This is a genomic window from Caulobacter sp. GW821-FHT09A05 (genome assembly GCF_059418465.1).
Genome location: NZ_JBWKPX010000029.1, coordinates 37,844 through 60,894, shown reverse-complemented (window position 1 = coordinate 60,894; position 23,051 = coordinate 37,844). Strand labels below are relative to the sequence as shown.

At 69.2% G+C, this 23,051-nt stretch carries 25 protein-coding genes and 1 riboswitch; of the genes, 8 read left to right on the top strand and 17 right to left on the bottom strand.

All coding sequences use genetic code 11. From position 1 onward, the window contains the following. A partial coding sequence (locus AC07NX_RS21485; RefSeq protein ID WP_494644596.1) for an acetyl-CoA carboxylase biotin carboxylase subunit occupies positions 1 to 989 on the bottom strand: 989 nt, incomplete at its 3' end. A 178-nt stretch (positions 990 to 1,167) separates the two neighbouring features. Between AC07NX_RS21485 and AC07NX_RS21480 the strand changes: the two genes are divergently transcribed. Continuing rightward, positions 1,168 to 1,692: a GlcG/HbpS family heme-binding protein gene (locus AC07NX_RS21480; protein WP_494644595.1), complete on the top strand. Its 525-nt coding sequence runs from the start codon at positions 1,168 to 1,170 to the stop codon at positions 1,690 to 1,692. A 55-nt stretch (positions 1,693 to 1,747) separates the two neighbouring features. Here the strand turns inward: AC07NX_RS21480 and AC07NX_RS21475 are convergent, their stop codons facing one another. Further along, on the bottom strand, positions 1,748 to 2,317 hold the full coding sequence (locus AC07NX_RS21475) for a DJ-1/PfpI family protein (RefSeq protein ID WP_494644593.1): 570 nt from the start codon (positions 2,315 to 2,317) through the stop codon (positions 1,748 to 1,750). Between the two features lie 135 nt (positions 2,318 to 2,452). Here AC07NX_RS21475 and msrB point away from each other — a divergent pair, with 135 nt between their 5' ends. After that, a complete protein-coding gene (gene msrB, locus AC07NX_RS21470) occupies positions 2,453 to 2,947 on the top strand; it encodes a peptide-methionine (R)-S-oxide reductase MsrB (RefSeq protein WP_145688467.1) in 495 nt (164 codons plus the stop codon). Between the two features lie 44 nt (positions 2,948 to 2,991). Here the strand turns inward: msrB and AC07NX_RS21465 are convergent, their stop codons facing one another. The 7 genes from AC07NX_RS21465 to AC07NX_RS21435 form a co-directional block, all read right to left on the bottom strand. Continuing rightward, positions 2,992 to 3,921, bottom strand: coding sequence for a glycoside hydrolase family 18 protein (locus tag AC07NX_RS21465; protein WP_494644592.1), 930 nt, complete (start codon positions 3,919 to 3,921; stop codon positions 2,992 to 2,994). 76 nt (positions 3,922 to 3,997) lie between these two features. Further along, entirely contained in the window at positions 3,998 to 4,414 is a 417-nt protein-coding gene (locus AC07NX_RS21460) for a hypothetical protein (RefSeq protein WP_494644591.1), read from the bottom strand. A 222-nt stretch (positions 4,415 to 4,636) separates the two neighbouring features. Beyond that, a complete protein-coding gene (locus AC07NX_RS21455) occupies positions 4,637 to 5,431 on the bottom strand; it encodes a polysaccharide deacetylase family protein (protein ID WP_494644589.1) in 795 nt (264 codons plus the stop codon). A gap of 156 nt (positions 5,432 to 5,587) precedes the next feature. Next, positions 5,588 to 6,655, bottom strand: a complete 1,068-nt coding sequence (locus tag AC07NX_RS21450) for an alkene reductase (protein WP_494644587.1) — start codon at positions 6,653 to 6,655, stop codon at positions 5,588 to 5,590. Between the two features lie 269 nt (positions 6,656 to 6,924). Further along, positions 6,925 to 7,335, bottom strand: a complete 411-nt coding sequence (locus tag AC07NX_RS21445; RefSeq protein WP_494644586.1) for a winged helix-turn-helix transcriptional regulator — start codon at positions 7,333 to 7,335, stop codon at positions 6,925 to 6,927. 718 nt (positions 7,336 to 8,053) lie between these two features. Continuing rightward, a complete protein-coding gene (locus tag AC07NX_RS21440; RefSeq protein WP_494644584.1) occupies positions 8,054 to 8,467 on the bottom strand; it encodes a hypothetical protein in 414 nt (137 codons plus the stop codon). A gap of 73 nt (positions 8,468 to 8,540) precedes the next feature. Beyond that, positions 8,541 to 9,320 carry a DUF2461 domain-containing protein gene (locus AC07NX_RS21435; protein WP_494644583.1) on the bottom strand — a complete coding sequence of 260 codons (780 nt, stop codon included), beginning with the start codon at positions 9,318 to 9,320 and terminating at the stop codon, positions 8,541 to 8,543. 159 nt (positions 9,321 to 9,479) lie between these two features. Here AC07NX_RS21435 and AC07NX_RS21430 point away from each other — a divergent pair, with 159 nt between their 5' ends. Beyond that, positions 9,480 to 9,833 (top strand): SnoaL-like domain-containing protein, encoded by a 354-nt coding sequence (locus tag AC07NX_RS21430; protein WP_494644582.1) that lies wholly within the window; start codon positions 9,480 to 9,482, stop codon positions 9,831 to 9,833. A gap of 183 nt (positions 9,834 to 10,016) precedes the next feature. Here the strand turns inward: AC07NX_RS21430 and AC07NX_RS21425 are convergent, their stop codons facing one another. After that, entirely contained in the window at positions 10,017 to 10,370 is a 354-nt protein-coding gene (locus tag AC07NX_RS21425; protein ID WP_494644580.1) for a DUF1428 domain-containing protein, read from the bottom strand. A gap of 205 nt (positions 10,371 to 10,575) precedes the next feature. Here AC07NX_RS21425 and AC07NX_RS21420 point away from each other — a divergent pair, with 205 nt between their 5' ends. Further along, on the top strand, positions 10,576 to 11,559 hold the full coding sequence (locus AC07NX_RS21420) for a ceramidase domain-containing protein (RefSeq protein WP_494644578.1): 984 nt from the start codon (positions 10,576 to 10,578) through the stop codon (positions 11,557 to 11,559). Between the two features lie 15 nt (positions 11,560 to 11,574). Here AC07NX_RS21420 and AC07NX_RS21415 read toward each other — a convergent pair whose 3' ends face one another. Next, complete coding sequence (locus tag AC07NX_RS21415) at positions 11,575 to 12,084, bottom strand: hypothetical protein (protein WP_494644576.1); 510 nt, start codon at positions 12,082 to 12,084, stop codon at positions 11,575 to 11,577. 3 nt (positions 12,085 to 12,087) lie between these two features. After that, positions 12,088 to 13,926, bottom strand: coding sequence for a phosphomethylpyrimidine synthase ThiC (gene thiC / locus AC07NX_RS21410; RefSeq protein WP_494644575.1), 1,839 nt, complete (start codon positions 13,924 to 13,926; stop codon positions 12,088 to 12,090). A 70-nt stretch (positions 13,927 to 13,996) separates the two neighbouring features. Beyond that, positions 13,997 to 14,102: riboswitch (TPP riboswitch) on the bottom strand. A gap of 174 nt (positions 14,103 to 14,276) precedes the next feature. Between thiC and AC07NX_RS21405 the strand changes: the two genes are divergently transcribed. Further along, positions 14,277 to 16,091, top strand: coding sequence for a putative bifunctional diguanylate cyclase/phosphodiesterase (locus AC07NX_RS21405; RefSeq protein ID WP_494644574.1), 1,815 nt, complete (start codon positions 14,277 to 14,279; stop codon positions 16,089 to 16,091). Here the strand turns inward: AC07NX_RS21405 and AC07NX_RS21400 are convergent. Next, entirely contained in the window at positions 16,088 to 16,606 is a 519-nt protein-coding gene (locus tag AC07NX_RS21400) for a MarR family winged helix-turn-helix transcriptional regulator (RefSeq protein ID WP_494644572.1), read from the bottom strand. The genes AC07NX_RS21405 and AC07NX_RS21400 overlap by 4 nt on opposite strands. A 59-nt stretch (positions 16,607 to 16,665) precedes the next feature. Here AC07NX_RS21400 and AC07NX_RS21395 point away from each other — a divergent pair, with 59 nt between their 5' ends. Beyond that, positions 16,666 to 18,072, top strand: a complete 1,407-nt coding sequence (locus tag AC07NX_RS21395; RefSeq protein WP_494644571.1) for a serine hydrolase domain-containing protein — start codon at positions 16,666 to 16,668, stop codon at positions 18,070 to 18,072. Between the two features lie 60 nt (positions 18,073 to 18,132). Here the strand turns inward: AC07NX_RS21395 and AC07NX_RS21390 are convergent, their stop codons facing one another. From AC07NX_RS21390 to AC07NX_RS21375, 4 genes are all read right to left on the bottom strand, one after another. Further along, the gene (locus AC07NX_RS21390; protein ID WP_494644570.1) at positions 18,133 to 19,017 is read right to left on the bottom strand and encodes an AraC family transcriptional regulator; all 885 of its coding nucleotides are present in this window, start codon (positions 19,015 to 19,017) and stop codon (positions 18,133 to 18,135) included. Between the two features lie 150 nt (positions 19,018 to 19,167). Continuing rightward, positions 19,168 to 20,016: a KPN_02809 family neutral zinc metallopeptidase gene (ypfJ, locus tag AC07NX_RS21385; RefSeq protein WP_494644568.1), complete on the bottom strand. Its 849-nt coding sequence runs from the start codon at positions 20,014 to 20,016 to the stop codon at positions 19,168 to 19,170. Between the two features lie 30 nt (positions 20,017 to 20,046). Further along, positions 20,047 to 20,445: a hypothetical protein gene (locus AC07NX_RS21380; protein WP_494644567.1), complete on the bottom strand. Its 399-nt coding sequence runs from the start codon at positions 20,443 to 20,445 to the stop codon at positions 20,047 to 20,049. A 54-nt stretch (positions 20,446 to 20,499) separates the two neighbouring features. Continuing rightward, positions 20,500 to 21,063, bottom strand: coding sequence for a tetratricopeptide repeat protein (locus AC07NX_RS21375; protein WP_494644566.1), 564 nt, complete (start codon positions 21,061 to 21,063; stop codon positions 20,500 to 20,502). A 117-nt stretch (positions 21,064 to 21,180) separates the two neighbouring features. Between AC07NX_RS21375 and cuyA the strand changes: the two genes are divergently transcribed. Further along, positions 21,181 to 22,185, top strand: a complete 1,005-nt coding sequence (gene cuyA / locus AC07NX_RS21370) for a D-cysteate sulfo-lyase (RefSeq protein WP_494644564.1) — start codon at positions 21,181 to 21,183, stop codon at positions 22,183 to 22,185. A gap of 174 nt (positions 22,186 to 22,359) precedes the next feature. Then, positions 22,360 to 23,046, top strand: a complete 687-nt coding sequence (cuyB, locus tag AC07NX_RS21365; RefSeq protein ID WP_494644563.1) for a cysteate racemase — start codon at positions 22,360 to 22,362, stop codon at positions 23,044 to 23,046. Positions 23,047 to 23,051: the final 5 nt, after the last annotated feature.

Genomic DNA, 23,051 nt, shown 5'->3' with positions numbered 1-23,051 from the left:
ATCTTCAGGTCCTGCTGCGCGAAGGCCAGCGGCTCGCCCCAGGCGCTGCGGATCATCTGCTCGACCAGGTCCAGGCCGGTGATCAGCTCGGTGACCGGATGCTCGACCTGCAGGCGGGTGTTCATCTCCAGGAAGTAGAAGCTCCTGTCCTGGCCGGCCACGAACTCCACCGTGCCGGCGCTGTCGTAGTCGACCGCTTTTGCCAAAGCCACGGCCTGGGCCCCCATGGCCGACCGGGTCGCCTCGTCCAGCAGCGGCGACGGCGCCTCCTCGATGACCTTCTGGTTCCTGCGCTGGATCGAGCATTCGCGCTCGAACAGGTGGACGACGTTGCCGTGCTTGTCGCCCAGCACCTGGATCTCGATGTGGCGCGGGCTCTGGATGAACTTCTCGATGAAGATCCGGTCGTCGCCGAACGCCCCGGCCGCCTCGGCCCGCACGGCCGGGAAGCCCTCCTCCACGTCCTGGCGGCTCCAGGCCACGCGGATGCCCTTGCCGCCGCCGCCGGCGCTGGCCTTGATCATCACCGGATAGCCGATCTCCTCGGAAATCCGCACGGCGTGGGCGGTGTCGTCGATCTCGCCGATGTGGCCGGGCACGCACGACACCCCGGCGGCCTGGGCGAACGCCTTGCTCTGGATCTTGTCGCCCATCGCCGAGATGGCGCCCGGGTTGGGGCCGATGAACACGATCCCCTCGTCGGCGCACGCTTGCGCGAACTGCGCCTTCTCCGACAGGAAGCCGAACCCCGGATGCACCGCCTGGGCCCCCGTCGCCTTGCAGGCGGCGATGATCTTGTCGGCCACCAGATAGCTCTGGCCCGCCGGCGAGGGACCGATGTGCACCGCCTCGTCGGCCATCTCCACCGCCAGGCTGTCGGCGTCGGCGTCCGAATAGACCACCACCGTCGATATCCCCAGCCGACGGCACGTCTTGATCACCCGCACCGCGATCTCGCCCCGGTTGGCGATCAGGATCTTCTCGAACATGCGGCCGGTCCCCAAGCTTTTGTCGTTGTCTCTTTGGACAGGGCTATCAGGCCGCTGGAGGTTTGCAACGGCGCCGCCGCGTGACATGGTCCATGACACCGGTTTCCATGAGGAGCCGCAACGAAGAGCGACGACCAGCGCCAGCCCGCCGGTCGCGCCGCCTGAGAGGAAACTGTCGATGCTTCGTCCCGCCTTCGCGCTGCTGACCCTGGCCGGCGTCCTGGCCGCCGGCTCCGCCCTGGCCCAGACCGGCGCCGCGCCGGGTCCCGCCCCCTCGGCCGCGCCCCACGGCCCGCCGCCAGCCCCGCCCTACGGCCGCCCGGTCACCCTGGCCGAGGCCAAGGTCGCGGCGGCCGCCGCCGAGGCCGAGGCGCGCAAGCAGGGCTGGTCGATGGTCATCGTCGTGGTCGAGCCCAGCGGGGCCCTGGTGCTGAGCGAGAAGATGGACGGCGCCCAGTACGGCTCCAACGACGTGGCTCGCCGCAAGGCCGAGACCGCCGCCAACTTCCGCCGGCCGACCGCCTACTTCCAGGAGGCGGTGAAGGGCGGGACGCTCAACGCCATCTTCACCGGCGCCCTGGCCATCGAGGGCGGCGAACTGCTGATTGTCGACGGCAAGATCGTCGGCGCGATCGGCGTCTCGGGCGGCTCCGGCGCCCAGGACGGCCAGGCGGCGCGAATTGCGGCGGCGGCGCTGAAATAGGGTTCCAGGCGGAGACGATCGGGGAAAGGCCCATGGGCCTGTCCCCGACGCCAAGTCAGCCCTCGAACTCCCGGGCGAACATGGCCACATAGTCGTCGTGTTGGCCCTCCGGCGCCACCAGCCGGCAGATCGCGGCGCTGAAGGTCACCGGGGCCGAACCCGCGGCGGTGACCAGCTTGCCGTCGGCCACCGCCTTGGACGTGTCGACATAGCGCTCGATCCCGGCGTAGGCCGGCGCGTGGCCCGCCAGCCAGTCCGCGCCGTTCGAGGTGTGGGCCTTGCCAGCCAGCAGCCCGGCCCGGGCCACGGCCACGGTCGCGCCGCAGATGGCGCCGACGATCTTGCCGTCGGCGTGGACCTGCCGCAGCAGGCCGTCGAACGCCGCGTCGCGATAGGCCGGCCAGGCGTCCGAGCCGATCAGCAGGAAGACGTCGGCGTCGGCCAGCACCGGGTCGGAGAACCGGTAGTCGGCGGCGGCCAGCACCCCGCCGATCGAGGTCTGCGGCTCGCCGTCCGGCGTGGCGATCTCGATCTGCACGCCGTAGTACTCGCGCAGGGCGGGCAGCACCTGCCCGGCCTCCCAGTCGGCCCAGCCCGGTTGCAGGAAAGCGACGGCGACGGTCATGACGGGGTCCTCTCGGCGGTTCGGAACGAACGCCTGCGCCCGTCTTATGCTCCGGCGCGACCGCCCTTGTCAGCAGGCCGCCGCCCTCTACCGGCCCCCTACCGGAATGTTCGCCGAGCGCCCATATTGCCGGCCATGACCGACACAGCCCCCCTCTCCGCTCCCCAGTCTTCCAGCGGCTTCGACCTGACCCCGCCGACCGAGCCGGAACGCCAGCGCCTGGAGGCCGACCTGACGGCCGAGGAGGCCCGCGTCCTGCTGCACCACGGCACCGAGGCCCCGTTCTGCGGCGGCCTGCTGGGCGAGAAGAGCCCCGGCGTCTATTGCTGCCGCGAGTGCGGCCTGCCGCTGTTCGAATACCGCACCAAGTTCGAGAGCGGCACCGGCTGGCCCAGCTTCTACGCCCCGTTCGATCCGGCCCACGTCAAGGAGGTGCGCGACACCTCGTATGGCATGGTCCGCATCGAGACCCGCTGCGCCCGCTGCGACAGCCATCAGGGCCACGTCTTCCCGGACGGCCCGGCCCCGACCCGGCTGCGCTACTGCATCAATTCGGTGTCGCTGCAGTTCGTGAAGGCCGGCGATCCCCTGCCCGACCCGCTGCATCGCGGCGACAAGGTTCCCGCCTAGGTATCGACGACGCGCCGGCCCCAAGGCCGACGCGCCGCTTCGGATCAGGCCTCGACCGTCTCGCGCGGCTTGGCCGTGGCGGCCAGGCCGTCGCTGATGGCCTGGGCGTAGTCGGCGGGCGTGGGCTTGCCGCCGCCCGAGACCTCGGTCGACCAGATTCCGCTGCTGTTCCACAGGAAGCCGCCGGTGATCCCGGTCCCGGCGAAGCCCGCGAAGGTCTCCTGCATCTGCCCGGGCCCGAAGCCGTCGGCGCCCAGCACCGCGAAGCCCGGCACGATGAAGGCGTAGGGGTCGGACACGCCCGTCGCGCCCGCCGCCTGGACCGCCTGGGCCCATTGGGTGGGCGAGTTGCCCGCCCCGCCCGCATAGCACTGCAGGTTCATCCACTTGACGACCTGCTTCTGGCCGTTCTGGGCGTAGACGTCGGCCAGGCAGCCGGTCCAGAAGCTGGTCGCCGTGTACGGACAATAGGTGGCGTAAAGCCCCATCGAACCGACGTCCAGCGTCAGGGCCACGATCATGGCCTGGTCGTCACTGGTGTAGCCGTCCTCGGACTCGTAGTCGAAATCCACGCCGGTCACCCCGAACGCCGAGACCAGGGCGCCCAGATTGGCCTTCACCTGGTCGCGGGCGTCCAGCCAGGCGGTGAAGTCGCTGGTGGTGCTCCAGGCGCCGACCGAGACGATCAGGTCCCGGACGCTGCCGCCGCCGTTCATCAGCGCCTTGACCAGGGCCGGGAAGTTCGGATTGACGCCGCTGGTCCCGTCGGCGGCGTACTTGATCTGGCCGCCGCTGACGAACAGCGTGTCGTTGAGATAGAGGTCGCCGCCCGGATGAATGTGGATCGACCACAGGATGACCGTGGTGATCCCCGCATTCAGCTGGGCCGCCTGCTGGGTGTAGGGCACGGGCGGATTGGGATAGCCGTCCTGGAACAGGCCGCTGCCATAGATGGCGATGGGATAGGCCGACATGGGAATGCCTCCGCGCTCGGAATGAGCCGGCGGCACGTTAGCGCAAGATGAAACTCATGCGCGTATTTCCGTTTCACTATCGCGTTACGACGTTTCCGCCTTCGGTGACCATCGGGTTGCTGTAGGTCAGGTAGCCGCGCTCGACCATGCGCCGCATGGCCTCGTAGACCTCGGCCAGCTCCTCGTAGGCGGCGCGCAGGGCCGCCAGGCGGGCCGTCTGCTCGGGAGTGATCGCCGAGCCGGTCTCGGTCATGGCCACGGCCTCGGCCACCCAGCGCGACCGGGCCAGGGCGGCGGCCACCGCCAGGCGCTGGAACTTGCCGCCGTCGCTCTTGCCGACCACCTGGGCGATCACCGCGGTGTTGGAGGCGAAGGCGGTGTAGTCGATCTGCTCCAGATGCCCGCGCAGGCGGCGCTGGGTCTGGGGATCGGTGTCCTGGGGCTCGAAATGGTCGTGGGTGCGGCGAAAGCTGGAGGTCACGGTCGAGGACATGACGGTCTTCCCTGGGCGCCGCCGGGCCGGCGGGTCGTGGGCCGGCGGAATGGAGACGACTGTGCGCCGACAGCCTTAACGGCGCATTGAGAAGCGTCAGCACGTCAGTCCGGAGCAAACCGCGACGGGATGGCCGTGAGCATGCGGGCGGTCCGGGCGCGTGAGGACGGATGGGGGGCGAGACAGTTTCGGGGCGTTGAATTTTCTGGGGTTTGCCCCCCGCTATTGTCGCGGGTCCGGGTGCGCCTGGGCCCAGTCCAACGCATCCCGCAGAGTGGTCACCCAAATCTCGCCGCGGTGGGCGGCGAGCCAGGCGATCAGTTCGCGGTGCGCGGAGTCGGAGACCTGCAGATAGTCGCCGCCAACGCCGTGGAACAGATAGACCGCCATGCCGCCGCCGGCTTCCGCTTCCTTGGCGAACGCGATCAGCTGCGCGCCCGTGACCCCCTCGGGGAAGCCGCGCGAGGGGGTATGCATCGGATCCATGCGGCCTACGTCGGCGCGGAGATCGTCGGGCGAGGTATAGACCCCGCGCGCATACGTCACCAACTTCGCCGCCCTGAGCGCCTCGAGATAGTCGCGGCCGCCCGCCAGGGTCTGGCCGCACGGCGCCGCGAATCCGTGGGCCGCCTTGCCGTCCAGCGAGGTCAGAAAAGCATTCTGCTGCTCGATCTCCTTCAGCATTCCGTCGATCGTATAGGCGTCGGAAGAGCGGCTGCGGTCGGCGGAAGGACCGGAGGCGGGGCAGGCGTGCAAGACGGTATGATTGCCGAGTTCGTGGCCTCCCGCGGCCAAGGCGCGCCAACGCGGAACGGCCGCCGGCGTCAGGCCGGTAAGGAAGAAGGTCGCCTTGAATCCGGCGGCGTCCAGCACCGGCGCGGCATGGTCGAGCTGGGAGTCCAGCGCGTCGTCATAGGTCAGCACCACGGCCGCCTTGGCGCCGCCCGGCCATTTCGTCGCCGATGCGGCCGACACGCCGCAAACCAAGCTCAGCGCGAGCGCCAGAAGCGTCTTCATCGTCATTTCCGCCCCGACATAGTATGATTTATGCTATGATACCGCTACCGTAATGGGGCGGGCAAGGAACTCCTACTCGTGCAGGACCATCCCGTCACTCTCTTGGGTCGTGGGGCAAGCGACGGGATGGACGGTGAAGACTAGAACCTCATGACTTCAGCCGAGGGGCGGGTAATCCGTGTAGCCCCGCTCGTCGCCCACATAGTAGCTGGACGGGTCGGACGGCGCCAAGGCGGCGTCCCGACGGAAGCGTTCCGGCAGGTCCGGGTTGCTGATGAAGAGCGTTCCGAACGTTACCGCGTCCGCCAGGTTGTCCGCTATCGCCCGCTCGCCGCTTTCACGGTCGTATCCCACGTTCACCACGAACAGGCCGGAGAACCGCTTTCTCGCCTCGGGCGCGAGCGGCTTGAGACCCTCCGGGAGCCGCGCCGGCTCCATGAAGTGAAGAATACCCACCTTCCTCGCTTCGAGCGCCTCGACGGCGAACATGTAGGTGCCCTCCAGGTCGCTATCGCCCATGTCGTTGTAGGGCACGCGCGGTGAGAGCCTGACGGAAACACGGGACGGCCCAAAGACCCGGATGGCGGCGTCGGTCGCTTCGAGCAGGAAACGGGCCCGGTTCTCGACAGGGCCGCCATAGGCGTCGGTTCTCTTGTTGGAGCCGTCCTCGAGGAATTGCGCCGGCAGGTAGCCGTTGGCCCCATGCACCTCGACGCCATCGAAACCCGCCGCCTTCGCCGCGCGAGCGGCCGCCTCGTAATCCCCGATCGTGCTTTTGATCTCATCGAGGGTCAGGGCGCGGGGGGTGACGGTCGGCTTCGGTCCCTCCGGCGTGAAGGCCTGGCTGTTGAAGGGAACCGCCGACGGCGCGACAGGCAGGGCGCCGTCATGAAAGTCCGGATGCGACGCCCGACCCGTATGCCAGAGCTGAGCGAATATGAGCCCGCCGGCGTCGTGCACGGCTCGCGTGACCTTTCGCCATCCCTCGATCTGCTCGGCCGTGTGAATTCCCGGCGTGTTCGTCCAGCCAATCGCCTGCGCGCTGATTTGCGCGCCTTCGGAGATGATCAGGCCGGCGGTGGCGCGCTGGGCGTAGTAGAGGGCGGTCATCTCGTTCGCGACGCGGTCGGGGGATCTCGCCCGTGTCATCGGCGCCATGAACACTCGGTTTTTGAATTCGAAGGCCTCGGTTGTCAGCGGGGCCAGAAGCTTAAGATCAGTCATTCACGCTGCCTTTATGCATGCACGGTCTCGACCGGCGCTTCAGCGCCGGTGGAAGGTGGTCCTTTGAGTGTGAAAAGGGTCGCTCTGTCGGACGTCCAACCGTCGAACAAAGCTGTCGGCTTGGTGGCCCTTGCCTATCGATCGTGAGGGGTCATGCGACGCTCCAGTATGCCTGGACGTCTAGGTATACCGAGTGCACTAGGCGTCAATCAGGCACTTTGGGTCGCCCAGGTAGGCGCGAGGATACCTACTGGCCATGCCGCGACCGCCTAGTCGCGCGGATTGCCCGCGTGAGCATGGCTGAACCCGCCGTCCGACTCTCGGACGTCGAACGCCTGGCGCGCCGCATCGACCTCGGACAGTTTGTCCAGCGTCCACTGGTGGAGCGCGCCGAACGGCTTTAGCAGCGTGCGGCCGAGCGCGGTGATTTCGTACTCCACGGCGACCGGCGACAGCGAAACGACGCGTCGGGTGACAAGGCCGTTCCGCTCGAGTCGACGAAGACACTGGGTCAGCGCCTTCTGGCTGACGCCTTCCAGCCGCCTCCGGATGGCGTTGAACCGGTGAGGCGCTTCGCCCAGGACCGTCAGGACCATCATGGACCACTTGTCGGCGATCTGATCGAACAGCGCCCGGCTCGGGCAGTCCGACGAGAAGCAGGCTGGATCCAGTTCCATCATGGTGGGCGCCCAGGTGTCTGGCCAGGATTGGCGCCAGCAAGCGTGCTGGTGTCGCCGGTATACCTGGTGTCGCCCAAGGGCGCCACTCGAGAGCGGACGACTCCAACTTCGGCTAGGGGTGGTGAGCAGACATTGTACCGGCTAGCTTAGCTGTATGAACATTGACGCCGAACAATGGGAAACGAGCCTCGTCACGAGCGGCCAGACGAACTGGTCCGGTACCGCCCATCAGCAAAGCTGGATAAAGCCGGGCTGCGGCTTGGTCTGTCGGACCAGGGCTATTGGGTAGTCATTGGACCGTCCTCGGCGACCGAGCTTCGTGATGGCACAAGTCCAATTTTTCTGTTGCCGCTCCTACAGATGAGCCGCACAGAAGCGCTCTCCGCACTCGAAACTGGGCTTCGTGCTCACAGCGCACAATTGGACGCGCTAGATCATTTTCCTATCGAAAGCCTCGTGGTTACGGGGCTCGAAAGCGGGGCGGAACATTGGTCCTCAATGGCGCTCGCTTGGGCTGCTGAGATGGCACCTACGCCGCGCCTTGCTGAGGCACTAGGACTTCTCAGCAAGTCAGGGGCTACGCAGGCCATACGGCATAGAGCGCAGAAGATCCGCACCGGGCTCTAAGTCCGCTGTGGGTCGGGTCCGGAAATCAGTCCCAAGCCAGGAACCCGACCTTGGGCCCAACACCGGCGAAGGGACATGGCGCGGGGCGGACCTAGCTGTCGTAGCAGAATGCAGGGCCAAGTCGTTCGAACGAGATCGTCCTATGCACCGTCACCTGTGAACGCCACAGCCCCATGTGGCCGACTCCAAAGGGACGTTGCGTCCTATGGCCGATGAAGGTGACCAAGAACGGCTGAACGGTGTAGCAGCCCCGGCGGTCGTCGTATCCGACCTGTTCGACGAGGCGACCCAGGCGGGGCTGGTCGAACCGGTATTCCAGCCAATCCGTCTCCCCGTAGGAGGGGCGCGCCTTTGGAACCGCGGTGGCGCCTTCGACGAAGGTCGAGCCTTCGAACTCGTAGAGCCAGACACCGGAATACCGACGAGCGGGGCCGTCGAAGCCGATGTCCGAGCACGAGGACAGCGCGAGGCTAAGCGCGATCAGGATGATCCATCTCAAGGCCATGGTCGAGCTAACCGCGTTTCTCGACGTCCGACCAGGGCCCAACACCAGCCCTCCGTGGTTCGGAGCCCGCCCCCTACCCCAGCGCCTTCCACCCGAACGCCAGCAGCGGCCGCGCGTCGGCCGCGAAGTCGGCGATGACCTCCGCCAGCCCCTCACCGTCGATCTCGGCGCCGGTCAGCGGGCGGCGGACCAGCCAGCGGGTGCGCTTGAGGGCCGCCTCCAGCGGGCCGCCGGCCTGGTCCTCGAAGCCCTTGGGCATGCGCTTGGTCGGCTCGCCCGGCTCCAGCACAAGGCCCTTGGCGGTCAGGGCCGTCTCCACCGCCGTCCAGCCCCTGGGGTCGGCGGCGATGGCCCGTCGGAAGGCGTCGATGTGCGGGCGCTCGCTGAGATAGAAGCCCGCCGCCGCGAACGGGCCGTGGCCGAAATAGCCGGCCTGCGGGTCCTGGGCCGACGGCAGGGTCGAGGGGTCCAGGGGGTCGATGGTCTCGGGGTCGAAGGCCGGGGCCGGCCCGCCCTCCGGCTCGATGTGGACATAGATGAGGCCGGGCGACAGCTTCTGGCCGTCGCGGGTGAGCGTGGCCGAGACGTGGGTCTTGTAGGGCCGCTTGTCCTTGGAGAACCGCACGTCGCGATGGATGCGGAACACGCTCTTCTTCGGGTCGCCCGCCAGCGGCAGGTCGCGCGCCGCCAGGGCCCCGTTCAGGGCGTCGATCAGGGCCGCCAGGGTCGGCTTGAGGCGATCGTCGTAGACGGCGCGGTTGGCGGTAAACCAGTCGCGGTCGTTATGGGCCGCCAGCCCCGTCAGGAAGGCCAGGTCGGCGGCGGCGAAGCCGGGGAAGGACGTGCGAGTCATGGCGGCAGGCTAGACCAGAAGACGGCCGCCTGTCCCTGCTGACACCGCCTGTCAGCAACCGCGCCGAACCAGAACCGATGGAGAACAAACGGCCTTGCGCGAAGGCTCCGGGTGGCGGACGGTCCGCGCCGTTCCCTTCCCCCTTCAAGGAGCCTCGTCATGAGCATCCAAGACATCGCCGCCGACCTGACAGCCCTCTGCAAGGCCGGCAAGTTCGACGAGGCCGGCGAGAAATACTGGGCCGACGACGTGGTCAGCATCGAGGCCATGCCCGGCGACATGGCCCGCATCGCCGGCAAGGCGGCCGTGCGCGGCAAGGGCGAATGGTGGGCCGCCAACAACGAGGTCCACGGCTTTGAGATCACCGGCCCGTTCGTCAACGGCGACCAGTTCGTGGTCGGCTTCAAGATGGACGTCACGCCCAAGGCCACCGGCGAACGCACCACCCTGGACGAGGTCGGCCTCTACACGATCCGCGACGGCAAGATCGCCGAGGAGCGGTTCTTCTATTGAGGTCTGAAACCCTCTCCCGAGGGGAGAGGGAGGGACCCGCGCGAGGCATGGGAGGGTGGGGGTGTAAAACGTCAGACGGCGAGCCGACAGCGCGCTCGTGCAAACCAGTAAAGGCGTCCCCCTCACCCTCCCACCGCTACGCGGTGGGCCCACCCTCTCCCTCTGGGAGAGGGTGTCCGCGTTTCACAGCTCCAGGAACGGCGTGAACCCGCCGAAGATCATGCGCTTGCCGTCGAACGGCATGTTGGCCATATCCGATTTCAGGCGCTCGTCGGCCATGACCTTGGCCACGATCTCGTCGCGCGAGGCCTTGTCCCTGTAGGTGATCCACGAGAACACCACGATCTCGTCGTCGGTCGCCAGGACCGCTCGCGGGAACGAGGTCAGCTCGCCATAGGGCGTGTCGTCGCCGAGACATTCGACATAGGACAGCGCGCCGTATTCCATCCAAATCTTGCCGGCCAGCGCGGCCAGGGCCTTGTAGTCCTCGACCCTGGCCTTGGGCACCGCGAGCACGAAACCATCGACATAGGACATGACGTCCTCCTTGCAGGTTGTTGTTCTTCAAGGACGCGGGAGCGCGGCGCGTTCCGACATGGCGCTGAAAAAAATCCCCGGCGGGCGCCAGCGCGCGCCGGCCGGCGCCCGTTGCACTTAAGCGCGACCATGCCATGATGCGCAACCTGGTGGCGCACCATCCCCATGGCGTGCGCTCCCAGGTCGCGAGCCGGGGGATCCGACAATGCCCATCAGAGGCTATTTCGTGTGGGGCGGCGGCACGGTGGTCCTGATGACCGCCCTCATCCTGTTCGCCGTGCTGGGCTGGCCGAAACATCCGGACTCCTGCACCAACATCGACCCCGTCACCCATGTTCAGGTGCTCAAGAAGATCCCGCGCACCGACTATCCGGACTTCCTGCACCCGGACACCTGCTACTGCGAGGCCTTCGATCCGCAGGACGTCGTCTCCGGCAAGCCGGGCGTGCGGCAGTGGGTCAACACGCTGAGCAATCTCTACGCGATCGCCACGTCCCTGATCGTGCTGCTCCTGATCCAGCGCGACCGCGCGAGGCGAAGGATGCTCAATCTCTTCCACGACCCCGACAGCTGGATTCCCGAGGTCTACGTCTTCGCGGTGCTGTTCCTGGGGCTGGGAAGCATGTGGCTGCACGCCTCGCTGTCGGCGACCGTCAGTTGGCTGGACGGCATGTCGATGTACGTCTTCACCTGCTTCCTGCCGCTCTACACGTTCCGGCGACGCTGCCAGATGAAGGGCTGGTTCTATGTCATCTACCTGGGCGCGGTGGCGCTGTTCACCGGCCTGAACGCGCTGCCGGGCATGGAGGACGGCTCGACCATCCTGATCGCGGTGATCGTCTTCGCCTACGTCTTCGCCGAGATCTGGGTCAAATGCACGGACCTCAAGAAGATGGGCTACGTGCGCTGGTTCGACCGCCTTCGCATCGGCCTGTCGCCGAGAGGCTGGATGCGCTCGGCCCTGATGTTCTGGGTGATGGGCCTGCTCAGCTTCGGCGCCGCGGCCTTCTTCCGCGGCGCGTCGCAGACCGGCGAATGGATGTGCAAGTCCGACAGCTGGTTCCAGCCGCATGGCCTGCTGTGGCACTCGCTGTCGGGCGTGATGGCGATGATGCTGTACTTCTACTGGCGGCTCCTGCCCGACGAGGAAATCCGCTGGATGGAGGCGACGCCGGACCCTGAGACCTAGCCAGGGCTGGCCAGATCAGGGCTGTACGCTGTAGCCCGCCGAGGGCGGCACCCACAGCAGGGTGTCGTTCATGTCCTGACGGGCGAGGCCGTCCATCGTGACCTCGGCGATCCACCACTCGCCGCTGCGCCGGTAGGTCGTGCAGACCTCCCTGCCCAGCATCGGCGCCATCGACTCCAGGAGCCGGGCCCGGATCGGGGCGGCGTCGGCTTCGGGCAGGCGGCGTCCCCGCACGGCGATCTGGGCCTTGTCCACGCCCGACAGCGGGCCGCAGATCGCCCCGTCCTTAACCGTCACCGGCGAGACGGTGGTCATGGTCACCAGGGGCGCGTCCTGGAGGACCACCTCGGCCTTGTTCAGGATCTGGCCGTCGGCGGCGAAGCTGTAGCCGCCCATGGCCCGGCAGGTCTTGCGGACCGGGTCGGCGCCATAGCACTGCAGGTCGCCGATCCGGGCCGGAGCCAGCGGATCGGCGGCGGCCGGCGCGGCGGCCTGCAGGGCCGCCGCCAGGAGAAGGCTGATCACCCCCTACCCTTCCGTCTTCAGGTAGATCTCCGACCCCTGCTCGCGGAACTTGTCGCTCATCTCGGCCATGCCTTGCTCGATGGAGTTCGGGGCCATGCCGGCCGCGAACTCGCGGACTTCCTGGCTGATCTTCATCGAGCAGAACTTGGGGCCGCACATCGAGCAGAAGTGCGCGGTCTTGTGCGCCTCCTTGGGCAGGGTCTCGTCGTGGAAGGCCCGGGCCGTTTCCGGATCGAGGCCCAGGTTGAACTGGTCCTCCCAGCGAAACTCGAACCGCGCCCGGCTGATGGCGTCGTCCCACATGGCCGCGCCGGGGTGGCCCTTGGCCAGGTCGGCGGCGTGGGCGGCCAGCTTGTAGGTGATCACGCCGGTCTTGACGTCGTCGCGGTCGGGCAAGCCCAGGTGCTCCTTGGGCGTGACGTAGCAGAGCATGGCCGTGCCGAACCAGCCGATCATCGCCGCCCCGATCGCCGAGGTGATGTGGTCGTAGCCAGGGGCGATGTCGGTGGTCAACGGGCCGAGCGTGTAGAAGGGGGCCTCGTGGCAGTGCTTGAGCTGCTCGTCCATGTTGGCCTTGATCTTGTGCATGGCCACGTGGCCCGGCCCCTCGATCATCACCTGCACGCCGTGCTTCCAGGCCACCTTGGTCAGCTCGCCCAGAGTGCGCAGCTCGGCGAACTGGGCCTCGTCATTGGCGTCGGCGGTCGAGCCCGGGCGCAGGCCGTCGCCCAGCGAGAACGACACGTCGTAGGCGCGCATGATCTCGCAGATCTCTTCGAACCGCTCGTAGAGGAAGTTCTCCTTGTGGTGGGCCAGGCACCACTTGGCCATGATCGAGCCGCCGCGGCTGACGATCCCGGTCACGCGCTTGGCGGTCAGCGGGACGAACGGCAGGCGCACCCCGGCGTGGATGGTGAAGTAGTCCACCCCCTGCTCGGCCTGTTCGATCAGGGTGTCGCGGAACACCTCCCAGTTCAGGTCCTCGGCCACGCCGTTGACCTTCTCCAGCGCCTGGTAGATCGGCACCGTGCCGATCGGCACCGGGCTGTTGCGGATGATCCAGTCGCGGATGTTGTGGATGTTGCGGCCGGTGGACAGGTCCATGACCGTGTCGGCGCCCCAGCGGGTGGCCCAGACCAGCTTGTCGACCTCGTCGGCGACGGTGGAGAGCACGGCCGAATTGCCGATGTTGGCGTTGATCTTGACCAGGAAGTTGCGGCCGATCGCCATCGGCTCCAGTTCGCCGTGGTTGATGTTGGCCGGGATGATGGCCCGGCCGCGGGCCACTTCCTGGCGCACGAACTCGGGGGTCACGAAGTCGGGGATCGAGGCGCCGAAGTCCTCGCCGTCGCGCACGCACGGGGCGTTCTGCTCGCGGCGCAGGTTCTCGCGGATGGCGACATATTCCATCTCGGCGGTGATGATCCCGGCGCGGGCGTATTCCAGCTGGGTGACCAGCTTGCCCTGGCTGCCCTTGAAGATCGGGCGCTTGGCGGTGAACTGCGGGGCCAGGTGCTTGCCCTGGGCGAAGCCGTTGTCCTCGGGCTTGACCTCGCGGGGGTTGGCCACGACCTCGACGTCGCCGCGCGCGGTGATCCAGGCCTCGCGCGGACGCTCCAGGCCCTTCTCGATGTCGATCCTGGCGTGCGGGTCGGTATAGGGGCCCGACGGGTCGTAGATGGTGACCGGCGGCTCGTTGGCGCTGGGATGGACCTCGACCTCGCGGAACGGCACCCGGATGTCGGGAAACAGCGCGCCGGCCTGGTAGACCTTGCGCGAACCGGGGCGTTCGCCCGTCGGGATCGCGCCTATAGCGTCTTTGATGGGCAGTTGAACGTTCATTTCGGGCGCTCCTCAAGCTTCAAGGAGACCCGGACGTGTCGCGCTAAGTCGGTTTACGGACCGGGTTTTGGCCTGGTCCGCGTTCCCTCCCTTCGCCGGCATGACCCGGATCAGGTTCGACGGGTCAGGGCGGCGCCCAATCTCAGCCGCGCGAAGCGGCCCCCCGGTGAACGGGGGGACACTAGGCCGACTGACGCGCGGGTCAAGGGCGGCCGTGAAACCGGCCGCAAACGGGACGCAAGCCTGGTCATGCGTTGTTTCGCCGCACGAACGCCTTGCCCCTCGCTAACGGGTCGTTGACCGCGAAAGGCGCAGCTTGAAGGCGTTGGGTCACGGAAGGACTTGGAAAAATGGGAGCGCCGAGGCCCCGAAACCTCGGATCGGGCGCGGGAGCGCCGCCGACGGCGGGGAATCCCTCGCCCCCGGCCAAATCGCGCCCCGGGTCCACGCCCGCCAGCCTGCGGCGCGCCCAGGACAGGATCACCCAGGCCGCCGCCGAACTGGCCCTGGCCGAACAGAACCGGCGGTTCGACGCCGCGCTCAACAACATGCCCCACGGCCTGTGCATGTTCGACAGCGAGACCCGCCTGATCCTGTGCAACGCCGCCTATCGGCGGCTGTACGCCCTGCCCGAGCGCCTGACCCGCCCGGGCACTCCGCTGCAGGACATCCTGGACTATCGGATCGCCACGGGCTCGGCTCCGGCCGACTGGGTGGAGTACCGCGACATCCCCATCGAATCCGCGCTCAGGGGCGGCGACCTGATCAACCGCCACGTCCCGCTCCAGGACGGCCGGACGGTCCAGATCACCCACAACCCGATCCCCGGCGGCGGCTATGTCGCCAGCCATGAGGACGTCACCCAGATCCTGGCGGCGGCCGCCGACCGACACCTGGCCCGTCACGACCCGCTGACCGGCCTGCCCAACCGCGTCCTGCTGCGCGAACGGCTCGACCGGGCGCTGGCCCGCTCCGGGCGAAAGAACCCGCTGTCGGTGCTGTGCGTCGACCTGGATCATTTCAAGGCGGTCAACGACACCCTGGGCCATCCGATCGGCGACGACCTGCTGCGCGCCGTGGCCGGCCGCCTGTCGGCCTGCGTCCGCGAAGGCGATACGGTGGCCCGGCTGGGCGGCGACGAGTTCGTCGTGCTCCTGCCCGACGGACAGGGGCGCGGGCAGGCGGAAGACCTGGCCCGGCGGCTGATCGAAGCGGTCGCCGCGCCTTTCGAGATCCAGGGCCACCACGTCACGATCGGGGCCAGCATCGGCCTGGCCCTGGCCCCGGAAGACGGCGATCACGCCGAGACCCTGCTGGTCAACGCCGACCTCGCCCTCTACCGCGCCAAGGCCCAGGGACGCGGCAGCGCGTGCTTCTTCGAGCCGGGGATGGACGCCCGCGCCGAAGCGCGCCGCAGGCTGGAACAGGATCTGCGCGAGGCGGTCGAGGCCGAGCGGTTCGAACTCCACTACCAGCCGGAGGTCGACACCCGGACGGGGGCGATCGTCGGATTCGAGGCCCTGCTGCGCTGGAACCGTCCGGATCATGGCCTGGTCTCGGCCGCCGATTTCATCGCCCTGGCCGAAGAGACCGGCCTGATCGCCCGCCTCGACGACTGGGTGATCGGACGAGCCTGCGCGGACGCGGCCAGCTGGCCCGAGCCGGCGTGGGTGGCGGTCAACCTGTCGCCGGTGCAGTTTCGAAGCCGCACCCTGCTCGCCACCGTATCCCGCGCCCTGGCGGCCTCGGGCCTGGCGCCCGAGCGCCTGGAACTGGAGGTCAGCGCCTCGGTTCTGCGCGGTGATGGCCTGGCGGCCCTGCACGAATTGCGCGACCTGGGCGTGCGCATCGCCATGGACGATTTCGGGATCGGCCCTTCGTCGCTCGACTGCCTGCGGCTGTTTCCCTTCGACAAGGTCAAGATCGATCCGTCCTTCATCGCCGGCCTGTCCCAGCCCGGGCCCTGCGCCGCCATCGTCAAGGCGGTGACCGACCTGGGCGCCGGCCTGGGCTTCGTGACCACGGCCGAGGGCGTCGAGACGGCCGAACAGCTGGACCAGCTGCGCGAGCGGGGCTGCGACACGGCGCAGGGCTACCTGCTGGGCCGCGCCGGGCCGGCGGCCGGGATCCCCGCGCTGTTCGCGGCGCGGCGGACGCGCCCCTAGACTTTCGGCTCCGGAGCCTGCTCCAGCGCCCGCCGAGCGCGATCCAGGATCGAGGCCCGGTCCAGGGCCCCTTCCAGCCGGTCCAGCGCCGCCAGGGCGTCCCCGGCCTCGGCGTTCAGCGCGATCGCCGCCGCCGACAGGGCGCTCCAGGCCGGGGCCAGCCGCCGGGCCAGGGCCTGGCCGTCGTCGGTCAGCCGCAGGACGCGGCTGCGGCCGTCGCGGGGGTCGCGATCCTCGGCCACCAGCCTCTCGGCGACCAGGGCCTGGCGCACCTGGCTGACCGAGACGTGGGTGACGCCGAGGACCGCCGCCAGGTCGCCGACCGACCGCGGGCCGTTCCGCTCCAGCTGGTTGAGCACGCCGAACCAGCGCTGCTCGAACCGCTCGTCGAGCTCCGCGTAGAGCCGGCCGGCGTCGCGGTCGATCCGCTCGGACAACCGGCGCAGCCGTGCGCCGAGCGCGGCGGCGCCGGACCGCTGGATGTAGTCGCCCGAAGGCGGCGGGTCGTCGGCCATTGACAATATCCGTAAGCACTTACATTTCTCTCGTGAGGCTCTACAGGAGAATTCGGCGGATGAACAGGCGGGGTTTCGTGGCGGGTTCGATCCTGCTGGGCGGCGGCCTGGGGGCGGGCGCCGGCCAATGCGCCGAAGCCGCGTCCCTGGCCGGCGACGAGCCCGCCAAGGTCTGGTTCCGGCGCTGGCTGGCGGTGTTCAATGGCCAGGACCCGGCCGCCTATCGGGCCTTCATTCAGGCGCGCCTGCCCGACGCCTTGCCCTATGTCGACGAGGACCTGGCCACGCGCGAGGCGTCGGGCGGTTTCACCGTGCTGCGCGTCAGCCTGACCGCCTCCGGCGAGCTGACCGCCTGGGTCCAGGACCGCGCCTGGGACCGGTTCTCCAAGGTCGTCGTGACGGCGGGACCGGACGGCGGCCTGGCCGACATCGCCTTTTCTGGCGCAACGGCGCCGGACGGCTTCGCGATCCCCCGGCTGAGCGAGTCCCGGGCGGTCGCGGCGTTGACGGGCAAGCTGCGCGCCCAGGCCCGGGCCGACCGCTTCTCCGGCGCGGTGCTGGCGGCGCGCGGCGACCGGGCGATCCTGCGCGAGGCCTACGGCCTGGCCGACCACGCCCGGCGACGCCCGGTCCAGGTCGGCACGCGGTTCTGCATCGGCTCGATGGGCAAGATGTTCACTGCCGTCTCGATCCTCCAGCAGGTCCAGGCCGGGCGGCTGGCGCTGGACACGCCGGTCGCCGCGGCCCTGCCCGACTATCCGAACATGGCCCTGGCCAGACGGCTGACCGTCGAGCACCTGCTGACCCACACCGGCGGCACGGGCGATATCTTCGGGCCGTTCCACGACGCCCACCAGGACGAGTTGCGCACGGTGTCGGACTATGTGCGGCTGTACGGCCCGCGCGAGCCGCTGTTCCAGCCCGGGGCCCGGTTCGCCTACAGCAACTATGGCTTTGTGCTGCTGGGCGCGATCCTCGAGCGGGTCTCGGGCCAGGCCTACGAGGCCTATTTCGCCGAGCACGTCTTCCGGCCGGCCGGCATGGCGGCCACCAGCCAGCGGCCGCGGGACGGCGACGCCCTGCCCTATGCCGGCAGCGCCCTGGCCGGGCTCAAGCCGCTGGCGCCCTATGACGGCCTGCCGGCGGGCGGCGGCTATTCCACGGTCGACGACCTGCACGCCTTCGCCACGGCGCTGCGCGAGCATCGCCTGCTCGACCCGGCCCACACCCGCCTGGCGACCACCGCCCGGGTCGAGGCCGGCGGCGCGTCGCGCTGGGCGCTGGGCTTCAAGGTGCAGAGCCGCAACGGCGCGACCTGCTACGGCCACGGCGGCGGCGCGCCCGGGGTCAACGGCGACCTGGCGATCTACCCCGCCTCCGGCTACGTGACGGCGGTGCTGAGCAATCGCGGCCACCCGACGGCGGTGAACCCGGCCGAGTACCTCGGCGCCCGCCTGCCGACCTAGACCCGTCGCCCCCTTCGGCAGGACGACGGGCCTGGCCGGCCTCCGGTCGTTCAGAAGCCGCTACTTGAGCGGCAGGAACAGTTCGACGACCACCTCGTGCACGGACGCGTTCGGCGGGAACGAGAAGTGCCGCTGGCAATAGATCGGAAAGTCCCGGGCTTCCTCGCCGCTGGCGGGAAGCCAGTTGCGATAGAGGTAGAGCGCGGCCGGCTCCAGGTTGTGGGTGTCGTGGACGACCCGCAGCACCGCGCAGCGACCGCCGGGGATCACGCCGGCCTTCATCACCTCGTCCCCCGGTTCGATCGGCCGGTCGGTCCCGATACAGAGGTCCATGCTGTAGTCGGCGGGGTTCTCGGGAATCCTCTCGGACCGGAAGATGTTGAAGGTCGGGCTGGTCTCGGGCGACAGGCCGGCGGCCTTGCGCCAGGTGATGAACCGCTCGATCGTGGCGCCGAGCGTCGCCCGGTCGCCCCGATGCTCCAGGATCGCCACCGGCGTCGGCTGCATGTCGCGGATCATCACGTCGCCGGGTTCATAGGTAATCTGCATGAGCTTGCTCCTCGCATTGTCCAAAGGCCCGAAGGCCGCAAGCCACGGCGCCCAGTCGGGCGATTTCCGGAACGAGGAAGGCGATTGCCCGAACCTGCGCCGAAAGGCGCGGGCGAAGGCGTCCGGCGCGTCGTAGCCGGCCTCCATCGCGATCTCCGTCACGCTGCGGGCCTCCTTGGAGGCGAGCTGGTGCGACGCGCGCTTCAGGCGGGCGAGCTGGACATAGCGATGCACGGACAACCCGAAGGTCGCCATGAACTGCCGGTGAAAATGGAACTTGGAAAAGGCCGCGACACCGCTCACCGTTTCCAGGTCAAGGTCACCGTCGAGATGCTGGTCCACATGGTCCAGCACCCGCTGCATCCGGGCATGGTAGTTTCGAAGCGCCGCCTTCATCGTGCCTCCTCCGTGGCGGCTTCAGTTAGTCGCTGACGGCCCCGCGGCGCTCGACCGATCTTGCGGTTTTGCCCTCCCGCCCCTGCTGCGGACGGAGGGCGGCGAACGGAGGAATGCGGGAACCGCCGCGAAGGGGAGAAGCGCTCCGCCCTACAGGGTCCGCGCCGCGAACGTGTCGCACGCCCCCGGATCGCCGGCGTCGTAGCCCTTGCCGAACCAGCGCATGCGCTGGGCCGAGGTGCCGTGGGTGAAGCTGTCGGGCATGACCCGGCCCTGGGCCTGTTCCTGGATGGCGTCGTCGCCGACCGCCGCCGCCGCGCCCAGGCCGTCCTCGATGTCGGCCCTGGAGATCTGGATGCCGCCGCCCGAGGCCTCGGGCGCGTGGCGGGCCCAGACGCCGGCGTAGCAGTCGGCCTGCAGCTCCAGCCGCACCGAGCCGCTCTCGGCGCCCCGCGCGCCCATCCGTCGCGCCTGGTCCGAGGCGCCGGTCAGGCTCTGGATGTGGTGGCCGATCTCATGGCTGATCACATAGGCCCGGGCGAACTCGCCCTTGGCGCCGAACCGACTTTCCAGCTCGTTCCAGAAGCTGAGGTCCAGATAGACCTTGTTGTCGGCCGGGCAATAGAACGGCCCCATGGCCGACTGGCCCGTGCCGCAGCCCGTGCCGGTGGCCTGGTCGTACAGCACCACCGCCGCGGGCGGCCGATAGTTGACCCCGTGCTTGGCCAGCAGGGGGCCCCAGACATCGGTGTTGGAGGTCTCGATCACGTCGACGAATTGGCCTTCGCGGTCGCTGACCTGGCCGCGCGCGCCCTCCTGGGCGGCGGGCTGCTGCGCGCCGTTGACGGCGTTCATCGTGGTCTCGGGCGGAACCCCGAAGACGAAATAGCCGATGACCGCCAGCACCACCGCGCCGATGCCGCCGCCGGCGACGCCCACCGGGCCCAGGCCGCGCCGATCCTCGATATTGCCCTCGCGGCGTCCCCCACCCCATTCCATGCGATCGGTCTCCTGGTGTTGCGAACGGCGTCAGAACGCCGGCTTGATGGCCCGCAGGCGGGCGTTGCTGGCGGCCAGGGCCTGGTCGGTCAGGCGATCCATCCGCGCGTTGTCGGCGACCATGTCGTCGGCGCTGGGCCCCCGCGGCGGAGTCGGCGACAGGGCCGGCCGCAGCGTAGGCTGGGCCGGCGGCCTGGCGGCCTCGTCCAGGGTCCGCAGGGTCAACTGGGTGTCGTAGCGGCTCTGGGCCGCCGATCGCTCGCGCTGGGCGGCCAGGGCGTCCTGGCGGGCGATGTCCTGCTGCTGCAGGATCTCGTCACGCTGGCGCAGGGCCCGCAGGTCGGTCTGGGCAAAAGCGGGCGCGCCCGGGGCCACGGCCGAACCCGCCGCCAGGATCGTCGCCAGGATCGTCGTGCGAATTGCGCTCATGCCGCCAGGGCTCCGATTCAGGACCCTATCTATAACGCCTTCAATGCGTCGCGTTCAGGGCCGTCTGACGGTGAAACGCGTGAGTTCCTTTTTGGGCGCGTCCCAATCGGGGTCCAGTTCCGCCGCCTTGGTGTAGTCGCGATAGGCGGCCGTCACGTCGCCCAGGTTCTCGTGGGCGATCGCGCGGTTGAAATAGGCCTTCTGCGGATCCTTGACGCCCAGGGCCAGGCCCTGGTCGATCTGGACCAGCCCCTCGCCGTAGCGGCTGGACCCCACATAGGCCGCGCCGCGATTGACATAGGCCTCGCCCAGGTCGGGATCGATCTTCGAGGCGGCGTCGAAGTCGCTGACCGCCCCGGCGAAGTCGCGCTGGCGCATCTGCAGCACCCCGCGATTGACATAGGTGCGGGCGCGGTCGCGGAAGCCGAGGATCTCGGTTTCCAGGGCCAGGGTGCACCGGGTCACCGAAGCGTTGTCCGAGCGGCCGCCGATCGCGGCGTCGGCGCATTCCTTGGCCGCGCCGCCGCCGATCACGAGGGTCGAGGCGCCGGCCGGGGCCGCGCAGAGCAGGACCGCCGCGAGGCCGGCGCTCCACCGAAGGCCCGTGATCGAGGCCATGACATCCTCCCGCCGGCCGATCCGCCGGTTCGTGCTTTTCGTTCGCCAGCATAGCACGACCGCGCCCGAGCCTGTAGGGAATCGCCTGACGCTCGCCCTCCGCCACGAAGGACGCTCATGCACCTGGCCCGCTTCCCCCGCGCCCGTTTCGCCCATCTGCCGACGCCTTTGGAGCCCCTGCCCCGCCTGGGCGCCGCGCTGGGGATCGACCTGTGGGTCAAGCGCGACGACTGCACCGGCCTGGCGGGCGGCGGCAACAAGACCCGCAAGCTGGAGTTCCTGCTGGGCGAGGCCCTGGCCCAAGGCGCCGACACCCTGGTCACCCAGGGCGCCGTGCAGTCCAACCACGTGCGCCAAACCATCGCCGCGGGGGCGCGCTTCGGCCTGAAGAGCGAGGTCATCCTGGAGGAGCGCACCGGCTCGAAGGCCAGCGACTATGTCGGCAACGGCAACGTCCTGCTGGACCGGCTGATGGGCGCGGCGATCCGGTTCGTACCCGGCGGGACCGACATGGTCGCCGAGCTCGAAACCTCGGCCGAGGCCGTGCGCCGGCGCGGCGGCAAGCCCTATGTCATTCCGGGCGGCGGCTCGAACACGGTCGGGGCCCTGGGCTATGTCGACTGCGCCCGCGAACTGGTGGTGCAGGCCGACGCCATGGACCTGAGGATCGACCGCCTGGTCACCGCCACCGGCAGCGCCGGCACCCAGGCGGGCCTGGTGGCGGGCTTCGCCGCCCTCAGCCTCGACATCCCAATCCTGGGCTTCGGCGTCCGCGCGCCCAAGGCCAGGCAGGAGGAGAACGTCTTCAACCTGGCGGTCGCCACGGCCGAAACCATCGGCGCGGCCGGCCGGGTGACGCGCGACAGGGTCGTGGCCGACTGCGACTATGTCGGCGAAGGCTACGGCCTGGTCGACCCGGGCGTGATCGACGCCCTGACCCTGGCGGCCCGCACCGAGGGCCTGCTGCTGGACCCGGTCTATTCGGGCAAGGCGATGAAGGGCCTGATCGACCAGGCCCGCAAGGGCGCCTTCAAGGATCAGCGCGTGGTGTTCCTGCACACCGGCGGGGCGCAGGGGCTGTTCGGCTATCAGAGCGAACTGGAGGAGGCGTTGGCCGGCTGAGCGCCGGAACGCCCCCTCCGTCACGTCGCCTATGGCGCCGCGCCACCTCCCCCGCTATGCGGGTGAGGAGGAAACCGCGCCGACCTTCTCCTCACCCGTGAAACGGGGGAGGTGGCGCGCCGCGAATACGCGGCGTGACGGAGGGGGCGTCCAGCCGAAGCAAGAGGCCAGCTGATGTCCAAGACCACCCCGTCGAAAGTGTTGGGCGTTCTCGGCGGCATGGGCCCGGCCGCCACCCTCGATTTCCTGGCCAAGCTGCAGGCCGCCACGCCGGCCGGCCGCGAGCAGGACCACCTGCGGGTTCTGGTCGACATCAACCCCAAGGTCCCCGACCGCAACGACGGCGACGACGCGGCGGGGCCTGTTCTGGCGCAGATGGCCGTGGGCCTGCGCCAGGCCGGCGCCCAGGTGCTGGCCATCGCCTGCAACACCGCCCACGCCTATGCCGACCAGGTCCGGGCCAGCGGCCTGCCCCTGGTCGACCTGATCGAGACCGCCGGCCTGGCGGCGATGGCCGAAGGGGCGGAACGGGTCGGCGTGCTGGGCACCGGCGGGGCCCTGGCCCTCTACCGCCGGACCTTCTCGCACCTGGGGATCGAGGCCGTGACCCTGGACGATCACGAGCAGGTCGAGTTCATGGCCCTGCTCTATCGCATCAAGCACGGCGACCTGGGTCCGGACTCCCGCCGGACGATGGCCGCCCTCGCCCACCGCCTGGCCGGCAAGGGCGCGCAGGTCGTGGTGGCCGGCTGCACCGAGGTCCCGCTGGTGATGGACGCGGCCGACCTGGCCGTGCCGTTCATCGACGCGACCCAGGCCCTGGCGCGGCGGTGCGTGGAGGTGTGCCTGGCGTCCGAGTGAGCTCG